The 8,029-nt window shown below is 45.1% G+C and carries 5 protein-coding genes and 2 pseudogenes; 4 read left to right on the top strand and 3 right to left on the bottom strand.

Features of this window, described 5'->3' with window-relative positions; translation table 11 throughout:
* Positions 1–145: 145 nt before the first annotated feature.
* On the bottom strand, positions 146–1,051 hold the full coding sequence (gene galU / locus K1I94_RS08590) for a UTP--glucose-1-phosphate uridylyltransferase GalU (protein WP_002893959.1): 906 nt from the start codon (positions 1,049–1,051) through the stop codon (positions 146–148).
* Between the two features lie 16 nt (positions 1,052–1,067).
* A complete protein-coding gene (locus K1I94_RS08585; RefSeq protein ID WP_048773874.1) occupies positions 1,068–2,090 on the bottom strand; it encodes an NAD(P)H-dependent glycerol-3-phosphate dehydrogenase in 1,023 nt (340 codons plus the stop codon).
* 159 nt (positions 2,091–2,249) lie between these two features.
* Between K1I94_RS08585 and K1I94_RS08580 the strand changes: the two genes are divergently transcribed.
* The 4 genes and pseudogenes from K1I94_RS08580 (at position 2,250) to K1I94_RS11405 (ending at position 5,727) form a co-directional block, all read left to right on the top strand.
* A complete protein-coding gene (locus tag K1I94_RS08580) occupies positions 2,250–3,956 on the top strand; it encodes an ABC transporter ATP-binding protein (RefSeq protein WP_223315060.1) in 1,707 nt (568 codons plus the stop codon).
* 1 nt (position 3,957) lies between these two features.
* Positions 3,958–4,096 (top strand): annotated as a pseudogene (locus K1I94_RS11415) (ABC transporter ATP-binding protein); the annotation flags it as partial.
* A pseudogene (locus K1I94_RS11410) lies at positions 4,072–4,803 on the top strand (ABC transporter permease); the annotation flags it as partial. The pseudogenes K1I94_RS11415 and K1I94_RS11410, both read left to right, overlap by 25 nt.
* 135 nt (positions 4,804–4,938) lie before the next feature.
* Positions 4,939–5,727, top strand: a complete 789-nt coding sequence (locus K1I94_RS11405) for an ABC transporter ATP-binding protein (protein ID WP_398578214.1) — start codon at positions 4,939–4,941, stop codon at positions 5,725–5,727.
* 116 nt (positions 5,728–5,843) lie between these two features.
* On the opposite strand, the gene K1I94_RS08570 is transcribed toward K1I94_RS11405, so the two are convergent.
* Positions 5,844–7,817, bottom strand: coding sequence for a peptide ABC transporter substrate-binding protein (locus K1I94_RS08570; RefSeq protein WP_223315058.1), 1,974 nt, complete (start codon positions 7,815–7,817; stop codon positions 5,844–5,846).
* Positions 7,818–8,029: the final 212 nt, after the last annotated feature.

Here is an 8,029-nt window from a genome sequence, read left to right as displayed (position 1 = left end):
TTCGAACTTTATCCTCATAAGTTAGTTTCATTTAAAAACACCCCAAAAGTTAGATTTTTTCTGTCTAACTTTTGGGGGTGCGGTTCATTTTTAACCTCTTTTTTATAGCTAAAATTTTATTTTCAAGGCTAGTTGTTTGAATCAATTATTTTTTACTTTGTTTTTTCTCTAATGTATGACCCAAGTCAATGATATACTGCTTCAAGGAGTCTTTGACCTGCGGATGCTTGAGGGCGTAGTCGATTGAAGTCTTCATAAAGCCGAACTTGTCACCGACATCATAGCGATCACCTTTGAATTCGCGAGCGAACACGCGCTGCGTCTTGTTAAGAGTATCAATCGCATCGGTCAGCTGAATCTCATTTCCAGCACCTGGCGCTTGCTTTTCCAAGATTTCAAAAATTTCTGGTGTCAGCAGGTAGCGGCCGATAATAGCCAAATCACTCGGTGCATCTTCAGGTTTTGGCTTTTCGACAAAAGTTTCCACGCTGTAGAGACCTTTGACACCTTCGCCTTGAGGGGCAATCACACCATAAGAGGAAACTTCATCATGAGGGACCTGCATGACAGCGATGGTAGAAGCGTGAGTAGCCTCGTAGTCATCAATCAATTGCTTGGTCAGCGGCACAGCCTTATCATTGGTGATGTCCATAAGGTCATCGCCCAGCATGACAACGAAAGGCTCGTTTCCTACGAAAGCCTTAGCCTGAAGGACAGCATCTCCCAGTCCGCGCGGATGGCTTTGACGGATGAAGTGCAGACCGATACCAGTGGTTTCATCAACCAATTTGAGCAAGTCGTCTTTACCCTTTTCTTTGAGGTTATATTCTAATTCAAAGTTTGAGTCAAAGTGGTCTTCGATGGAGCGTTTTGACTTACCTGTGACAACTAGAATATCTTCAATTCCAGATTTGAGAGCTTCCTCAACGATAAACTGGATGGTTGGCTTGTCAACGATTGGCAACATTTCTTTGGCTAGTGCTTTAGTAGCTGGCAGGAAGCGGGTTCCGAGACCAGCTGCAGGGATGACGGCTTTCTTAACTTTTGACATAATTATTTCCTTTCTATTAGAACGAAGTCCATTCGTTCTCAGCCTTGAATTCATTGTTCATGATTTCATAAATGGCTTCTTTGATATTACAGTTTTGATAAATAACCTTATAAATAGCCTGGGTAATCGGCATATAAACATCCAGCTCCTGGGCCAGTTCATAGGCAGCCTTAGTGGTGGAAATTCCTTCGATAACCATGCCCATATTGGCTTCAATATCAGCTAACTTCTCCCCGCGTCCTAGAGCATTGCCGGCCCGCCAGTTGCGGGAGTGGACAGAGGTCCCTGTGACAATCAGGTCACCGACACCAGATAGGCCGCTGTAAGTCAGAGGATTGGCTCCTAACTTGACACCTAGACGCGTGATTTCGGCCAGACCGCGTGTGATAATAGCTGCCTTGGCATTGTCACCATAGCCTAGTCCGTGTAGAGCACCGGCTCCGACTGCGATGATGTTTTTCAGAGCGCCGGCAGTCTCCACTCCGATAACGTCGGTATTGGTGTATAGGCGGAAGTAGTGATTGCTGAAGAGCTCCTGCACATACTTAGCTGTTTCTAGGTCCTTAGAAGCAGCAGTAATTAGGGTAATATCGCGTACAATGGTTTCCTCAGCATGGCTGGGACCTGAGACAACGACAATCTCGCTGCGTAGCTCTGCAGGGATTTCTTCTTCCAGGATAGTTGAAATCCGTTCATGAGTATTGGGCTCCAGTCCCTTGGAGGCGTGCATGATTTTTACCTTGTGGTCCAGAGCTTGAGCTACTTGTTTGGCTACCAGACGGGTTACCTTGGTAGGCACGACAAAAAGCACGGCATCGGCATCTTTTAAAGCTTCTTCCAGATTATGATAAGCCTTGATCTTTTCGTCCAGTACAATATCTTTGAAATAGCGTTTATTGGTGTGTTCGTCGTTGATTTCGTTGATTTGCTCAGCGATATTTCCCCAAATACGAACCTCGTGTCCGTTGTCGTTTAATACTTGTGATAAGGCTGTTCCCCAAGAACCAGGACCAATCACAGCAACTCGTTGTTTATCCATATCTTCTCCTTATGATGAAATTCCGAGTCTGAATTTAAATCAGTTTTAGAGTCTATATCTCATTTTACCATATAATATAAGAAATTTCTTGCTTGACATTGTTTTTATCTATGATATAGTAAGGAAACTAAGTCAAATATGAAAAAAGTAGGAGGAAGCATGTTTTTTAAAAGTCTATTACGGTATAAATGGTATGCCCTGAGTTCGCTTTTGATGACCTCGCTGATGATTGCCAGCTCTCTTTTACTGCCCTGGTTTTTAAAGCACATCTTAGATGCTCTGCAGGAGCAAAATAGCCAGACCATCTACAGTATGGGTGGTTGGCTGATTGGCATCGGTTTTGTCGGACTGGTGGCAGGAGGGATTAATGTAACCTTGGCGGCTTACATTGCCCAGGCTGTCTCATCAGATCTCCGTGAGGAGACTTTCCGCAAGATCCAGACCTTTTCTTATGCCAATATCGAGGAATTCAACGCCGGCAATCTAGTCGTGCGGATGACGAATGACATCAATCAGATTCTAAATGTGACCATGATGCTCTTTCAAATTCTTCTTCGACTGCCCATTCTTTTTATCGGATCAGTTATCTTGGCCATTGTGACCATGCCCTCTCTCTGGTGGATTATCTTCTTGCTGATTGTGCTCATAGCTGGTCTAACGGCTGTCATGATGGGGATGATGGGGCCTCGTTTTAAGAAATTCCAGACTCTTTTGGATAAGATCAATGCCATTGCTAAGGAAAATCTTCGTGGTGTGCGAGTGGTCAAGTCCTTCGTTCGGGAGGAAGACCAGTTTCATAAGTTCAGTCAGGTGTCTGATGAACTTTTGTCAGAGAATCTCTATATCGGCTATGCTTTTTCAATCATTGAGCCAATGATGATGTTGGTCGGCTACAGCTCTGTTTACTTGGCTATCTGGACTCTATCTGGCATGATTCAGGCGGAGCCAGGACTGGTCAGCTCCATCGCTTCTTTTATCGGTTACCTGAGCCAGATTATTTTCACCATCATTATGGTTGGCTTCTTGGGAAATGGTGTGACGAGGGGGATCATTTCTATCCGTCGGATCAAGGAAGTATTGGCAACGGAGCCAGCTATGACTTTCCCAGACTCACCAGATGAAGAACTAGAAGGCAGCCTTAGCTTTGAGCATGTGACTTTTTCCTATCCCAACGATGACGAGCCAATGCTAAAGGACATTAGCTTTGAAGTTGAGTCGGGGCAAATGATTGGCGTTGTTGGTGCGACAGGTGCTGGTAAGTCTACCTTGGCCCAGCTGATTCCCCGTCTTTTTGACCCGCAGGAAGGTTCTGTCAAGATTGGCGGCCGAGATCTGCGAGAGCTTAGTCAGGGAACTCTTCGCAAAAATGTTTCCATCGTGCTCCAGCGGGCGATTCTATTTAGCGGGACCATTGCGGACAATCTCCGTCAGGGCAAGCTCAACGCTTCGCTGCCTGAAATGGAGCGGGCGGCTCGTATTGCCCAAGCTAGTGAATTTATCAGCCGTATGGAAGAGAGTTTTGACAGTGCAGTGGAGGAGCGTGGCAGCAACTTCTCTGGCGGACAGAAGCAGCGGATGTCCATTGCCAGAGGTGTTGTCAACAATCCCAATATTTTGATTTTAGATGATTCGACCTCAGCCTTGGATGCTAAGTCAGAAAAGCTGGTTCAAGAAGCCTTGAACAAAGAGCTGCAAGGAACGACGACAATTATCATTGCTCAAAAGATTAGCTCCGTTGTTCATGCAGATAAGATTTTGGTCTTGGATCAAGGACGGCTGATTGGTCAAGGGACGCATGCGGAATTGGTCGCAACTAACGATGTTTACCGTGAAATCTACGAAACTCAGAAAGGAAAGGAGGACTGAGATGCGGACGATTGCATTTTTCTGGCAATATTTTAAGCGTTACAAATTATCCTTTGTCATTGTCCTTTTGATGATGATAACAGCGACTGTTTTTCAGGTCCTTTTTCCGGTTTATGTCGGTCAGGCTGTTCAGCATTTGGTTGAGTTGGGACGTGCTTTTGCAGAGAAGGGTGAGACTGATCAGATTCTGTCGACTTTTGGCAGCGTCATGGGCAGTGTATTGGTATCCTTTGTCTGCCTGTCTGTTTCTAGCCTGATTTACATGCTTTTGATGACCCGAGTTATTGCCCATTCGACCAATGAGATGCGCAAGGGCCTGTTTGGCAAGCTGTCCAAGATGACTGTCGCTTTCTTTGACCGCCATCAGGATGGAGATATTTTATCTCGCTTTACCAGTGACTTGGACAATATCCTGCAAGCTCTAAACGAGAGCATGATCCAGGTTATGAGCAATGCCTTGCTCTATCTGGGTCTCGTGATTATCATGTTTGTCCAAAATGCTAGATTGGCCTGGATAACGGTAGCCAGCACACCGGTTGCTTTTCTTCTCCTAGTGGTTATTGTCAGGCTGGCTCGGAAATACACCAATCTTCAGCAAAAAGAAGTCGGCCGCCTCAATGCTTATATGGATGAAACCATTTCTGGTCAGAAAGCCGTTATCGTTCAAGGAATGCAGGAGGAGGTCATCAAAGGGTTCATTGAGCAGAATGACCGAGTACGCTCAGCAACTTTTAAAGGCCGGACCTTTTCAGGCCTTCTCTTCCCTATCATGAACGGGATGAATTTGATTAATACAGCCATCGTTATTTTTGTTGGTTCGGCTGTCTTACTGAGCGACCCTAATGTTGAAACGGCTGTTGCAGTTGGCCTGATTACCACCTTTACTCAGTTTTCCCAGCAGTACTATCAGCCTATCATCCAGATTGCAGCCAGCTGGGGCAGTTTGCAGTTGGCCTTTACAGGGGCTGACCGGATTCAGGAGATGTTTGATGCGCCGGAGGAAGTCCGGCCAGAGAATGCACCTGCTTTCACAGAGCTTACAGACTCCGTGGAGATCAAGCATGTGGACTTCTCTTATGTGGAAGGCAAGCCTATTCTCAAAGACGTATCTATTTTAGCCCCTAAGGGCAAGATGACGGCTGTTGTTGGCCCGACTGGATCAGGTAAGACGACCATTATGAACCTGCTTAATCGCTTTTATGATGTGGATAATGGTAGTATCGAGTTTGACGGTCGCGACATTCGACACTATGATCTGGATAGCTTACGGAGCCATGTGGGGATTGTCTTGCAGGATTCGGTGCTATTTAGCGGTACGATTCGGGACAATATCCGCTTCGGTGTGCCGGATGCTAGTCAGGAGATGGTAGAAACGGCTGCGCGTGCGACTCATATCCATGACTATATCGAAAGTCTGCCAGACAAATACGATACCCTGGTAGATGATGATCAGAATATTTTCTCAACTGGGCAGAAACAGCTGATTTCCATTGCTAGAACCCTGCTGACTGATCCGCAAGTCTTGATTTTGGACGAAGCGACTTCCAATGTCGATACGGTAACAGAAAGCAAGATTCAGCAAGCCATGGAAGCCGTTGTAGCTGGCCGAACTAGCTTTGTCATTGCTCACCGCCTCAAGACAATCCTTAATGCCGACCAAATTATCGTCCTCAAAGACGGAGAGGTCATTGAACAGGGCGATCATCACCAGCTCCTTAAACTGGGTGGCTTCTACTCAGAGCTCTATCACAACCAGTTTGTCTTTGAGTAGATGGTTGGTTTTGCAGCTGTATAATCAGCCGGGCTTTTGAAGAATCAGATAGAAAATTAAAAAAATCCAGCAGGTTTCTGTTCCTGCTGGATTTTTAATTAACATCAAAGTAGTGATTATTTCACATGTTTAGCCAGATCCTCTTGGGCCTTTTTATTGGATTCCTCTTTTTCTTTTTTCCACTTTTCTTGGGCCTTCTGATAGTCTTTAGTCGTGACAATTTCATCACTGATTTCCACGTATTTATGATAGTTGGCATCTTTTGTACCTGTCTGAGCATAAGAGTTTGTAAATGGTACAATCCGAGAAATGAACGGTGCTGCTCCTCTGCTGCTCATAGTTGGCACAACGAGGGCGCTATCTGTCAGCCATGCTTGAGCTGCAGCATATTTTTCATAACGCTTGTCAACATCTTGTGTTTCGTTTCCGGCCTCTTCGACCAGTTTGCTATACTCATCTAGTCCTACAGCTTTAGCAGCAGCATTGTCTTTGTCTTCAAATCCAAGGTAGGTTCTGGTCTGAGTGCTGTTACCTGGCACTAAAATGTCCAGGTAAGTAGATGGATCTTGGTAGTCTGGATCCCAAGCAACGAGACCGTTGATATCCCAGTCTTCCTGGCTAGCAGCTTCAGCATTGAAGGTGATGTTTAGTGCTTCGTCCTCAGCCAGCATCTGCAGGTCTACAGAGACATTGTCCTTGCCTAAAGCCTCTTCTAATGACTGTTTCAGAGATTGCATACGGTTGACGAAGTTAGTAGAATTCTGAGCGACAGGAACATCTAGGTGAATTGGGAATTGTACGCCTTCATTTGCAAGAGCCTGCTTGGCTTTGGCAAATTCCGCCTTGGCTTTGTCAGTATTGTGGAGACCGTCTTGACCGTCATCTAGCTTGATACCTTTCCACTCGTCACCATAGGAAGCCAGTGATTCTTCGACCAGAGTGCCAAATTCCTTGCCATTGGCTTGTACGAAGGTTGGCGGAACAAAGAGATTACGGACAGCTGGCTTAGCTGCATCTTCTCCGTTGACCTGAGCCGAATAGCTTTCGCGGTTAAGGGCAAAGGCTAGAGCTTGGCGGAAGTCCTTGTTCAGCAGAGCTTTTTTGGTAGCTTCTTTTTGTTCATCGCTGGTTTTAGAAGTATGGTTATAACTTTGACGGTCAATGTTAAAGCTGATTAGACCGACACCCGCTCCTGCTTCTGTCATGAAGATATTATCTTTGTATTTCTCAGCGATTGAGGAATAACTGGAAGTGGCTGGGTAGAGTCTTGCCAAACTGTAGCCGCCATCTCCGAAGGTCCGCGCTAATGAATCTTGGTCAGAACCATCGTAGTAAGACAGTTTGACACCATCAATCTTGACCTTGTCCTTATCCCAGTAGTTAGGGTTCTTCTCAAATTCGACAGAGGATTTAGAAGTAATGGATTTCATGATAAATGGACCGTTATACAGAATGGAGTCGGCTTTGGTTGCCTGACCGAATTCCTTGCCTTGCTTTTCTAGGAAGGCCTCGTTGACCGGCATCATAACACCTGATGTTGTTTTAGAGTTCCAGTAGGTTTCAGGCTTGTTGAGTGTATATTGAACCGTATGATCGTCCAGTGCCTTGACTCCAACAGCTGAAAAGTCTTTGTTGGTACCAGCTGCATATTCACTCAGTCCCTTGATGGAATCTTGGATAAGAGGGAGGGCGTCAGATTTGATATCGGCAGCATGTTTGATACCTGCCACAAAGTCCTGAGCTGTAACATCTGCGTATTCTTCACCATCAGCGGTATACCACTTGGCATCTTTGCGCAGCTTATAGGTATAGATGAGACCATCTGGAGAGACTGTCCAGTCTTCTGCGATAGACGGAGCTAAGTTTCCATATTTATCATTTTCCAGTAGGCCATCTACACCATTTGTAGTCAGCTCATGGGTAGACACCTTTGCCGACTGGATGTAGTCCAAAGTCGTTGGATCAGACGTAAAGACATAGCTGTAGATTTTTTTGCTGGATTGGGAATTTCCGCCTCCAGAGCAAGCTGTAAGTAAGCCGACAGAGAGCAGAGTGAGCCCTGCGGCAAGAAGAATATTTGATTTTCTCATAGGGACCTCCAAATTATGAGTTTTTACACTGCTTATTATAACAAATTTCTGTCAAAAGTAAATAATTTTCTGATAATTCTGAAATGTTTTTCTAAATTTTAAAAAAGAGATTTATACTGTTGCATATTCTGATAAAAAATTTTTATAACCAGCATTAAAAAAATCTATTGGACGGCTTCGCAGAGGAGTGGTAAGATATACTATATCAAAAT

The sequence above is a fragment of the Streptococcus sanguinis genome, assembly GCF_019929145.1.
GTDB classification, from domain to species: Bacteria; Bacillota; Bacilli; order Lactobacillales; family Streptococcaceae; genus Streptococcus; species Streptococcus sanguinis_U.
The sequence above is the reverse complement of the archived record's forward strand: the minus strand, read 5'-3'. Positions and strand labels throughout refer to the sequence as shown.